Raw genomic sequence first — 2,515 nt, forward strand, 5'->3', positions numbered from 1 at the left:
CAATTAAGCACTCAAAAAGAAGAATTGACCGCACAAATAAGCACGATGGTTTTGGCAAATCAGGAAAAATCAAGTGCTTCTGAGAAAGTACCTAATACATCTAATGAGTTAAAGGAAGTACAAAACCCAGAGTTTTGGCATCATCCCAATACTTATGCCATGAATAGCAATTCTGACATGATGACCTTAGCAGATATCACTCCACGCATTCATACAGTGTCATTTCGAACGAAACGCCGCAGCACTAGAACTCATCATAATAACTATTTAAATCCAGCTCATTATGTACCATCAAACACTTCAGTAAGAGCAGTTGTTTTAGGTGGAGCTGATGCTGATGCATCCGTTAATGGCCAATCTAAAAATAATGGCGTAATGCTCTTTAAGTTCCTAGAGGATGGAACACTACCTAATGGAGCGCGCTCACGTCTTCGGGGATGTCGCGTGAGTGCGAATTCCTATGGAGATATTTCCAGTGAACGCGCTTTTGCAACCTTATATCGTCTCTCTTGTGCTCATCCAGGCCAACCCATTATTGATAAAGAAGTGACGGGTTGGGTGTTTTTCAATGGCAAAGTGGGGATTAAAGGGAAGCCATTGATGAGGGATAACAAAGTGATGACTTGGGCAGGAGTTAGTGGTGCGTTATCTGGAATTGCCCAAGCCGCACAATATGCTCAAAGCGTACAAGCGATTGGCCCTTATGGTGCAACTTCTGTAGTTCCATCAAGCCAAATTGCACCTTTTGCAGCTTATGGAGGTGCTTCCAAAGCAGCAGATACGTTATCTGCGTATTACGTTAAACGCGCAGAACAATACCATCCTGTCATTCAAGTCGGTTCTGGCAATGTGGTCACGGTGGTTTTTAAAGATGGATTTTATTTAGAGCCTGATGAAGACAAAAGCCAACATGCCATGAACCAAGTCAAAGCAGAGGAAGAAGCACAAAGGTTAATTGCTGCTAACCATGAAGGGAATTCGACTGACATGAATTTTACGGTGCCGCCTGAGGTATTAGGGAAAATTGACCATGCGAACAGCTTGAGCGCAAATTTGACAGGGGTATTACGATGAAAATAATTAAAAAGAGTCTGATCCTTTTAATTTATATGGGATTAGCAGCATGTGGGCCAATCAATTCCAATTTCAGTTGTAATGCCACGGCCGGGGATAGTTGTTTGACCATCGAGCAGGTCGATGCCATGACTCGGTTTGCAGATGATGTAAAACCCTATAGTTCCAGAAAGAACATGATGAAGGCTGAAAGCAAACCTCTTTTAAATCAAGGAAAAATAGTCAAACAAGATAGTGGACAAGCCCTATGGCTGGCACAAACAGTTAAGGAGCAATCATGGGCTTAAGGCTAAATCAATGGCGAGATAAAGCACGTGATCTGGTGCATCGTGTAAGTCACAAACTAGGGGAAACTGCAGGCATTAAACCGGAATCATTGCAACATCATTCAAAAGCATTTGAGTCGTGTACTTTAGATTTGCCTTCTATAAAAAACCTGTTTCCCTATGAAACAGTCAGTGAAGAAGGATTTTTTATAAACCGAAGCTCTGCGGGGTTTGGTCTTTTGTTAATGCCTATGGCAGGTGCTGATGAGTCTTTGATGAAATCGCTTTCCGAAACTTTTAAAAACAAGCTAACCGAAGGGACGGATTGTACGGTGTTAATGTATAAGCATCCTTGGCTTGCGCAAAATATGTATCAAAATTACGTGCCCATTTTAAAGCAAGGTGGGATTTATGCAGAACTTGCACGCCAAAGTCTCAAATACCATCTTAGTGCTATTGCAAAGGGCTATAAAAATGGACGCAATGTCCCAGCAACACTCTCGGATTATCGATGTTATCTTTTTATTTCAAGACCAACAGAGCTTGGAGTTGAAGGCAAGCTTCAGGGACTGCGAGATGACTTTGAATCCGAACTCAAAGTTGCAGGGTTTAGTTTTATGCGGTGTGAGGCGCACGATTTTAAAGTTCTGATGCGTGCTCTTGTGTCACCAAATTTCAATGAATGTTCCTGGCCAAAAATTGAGGATTCACAACCTTTTATTAGTGAATCCATTCCTAATCCGACTACAATCTATGAAATTGGTGATGAGAACATTGATATTTCCATTGCCGATGATGAAAGTGCTATTCAGCGTTCAAGGGTAGTGAATTGTGAGCTCACGAGTTTTCCTAAGGCACCATTTGCCTTATGGCAAACGCCAGATTTATTTGCCAATCTTTTAAAGCCTGAACAAGGTATTCAATGTCCATTTCTTCTTTCATTTACCGTTCGTGGTGTCAATCAGGAAAAGATGAAGGCACAAGCGAAAAAAAGAGCTAAATCTTTAAGTGCTAATAACAATGCCATTCAATCCTTTATTAATCCTAGTATTAAAGAGGAGGCTTCCGAATGGCAATTTGTTCATGAGTACGCATCCAAAGGCGAACTGTATCTGCTGCCTACGTTTTACAATCTAGTATTGTACACCACCGTTGAAAAAGAACGGGAGCATGTG

Annotated in this window: 3 protein-coding genes; all 3 read left to right on the forward strand. The window is 41.5% G+C overall.

What is annotated here, in order from left to right; genetic code table 11:
* On the forward strand, window positions 1-1,074 hold a 1,074-nt coding region (locus DGG96_RS20475; RefSeq protein WP_110144305.1), incomplete at its 5' end, for a TraB/VirB10 family protein.
* On the forward strand, window positions 1,071-1,361 hold the full coding sequence (locus DGG96_RS20480) for a TraV family lipoprotein (RefSeq protein WP_110144294.1): 291 nt from the start codon (window positions 1,071-1,073) through the stop codon (window positions 1,359-1,361). The genes DGG96_RS20475 and DGG96_RS20480, both read left to right, overlap by 4 nt.
* Window positions 1,352-2,515 (forward strand): TraC family protein (locus DGG96_RS20485; RefSeq protein ID WP_165831657.1); only part of this gene is annotated, 1,164 nt, incomplete at its 3' end. The genes DGG96_RS20480 and DGG96_RS20485, both read left to right, overlap by 10 nt.

It is taken from the genome of Legionella qingyii, assembly GCF_003184185.1.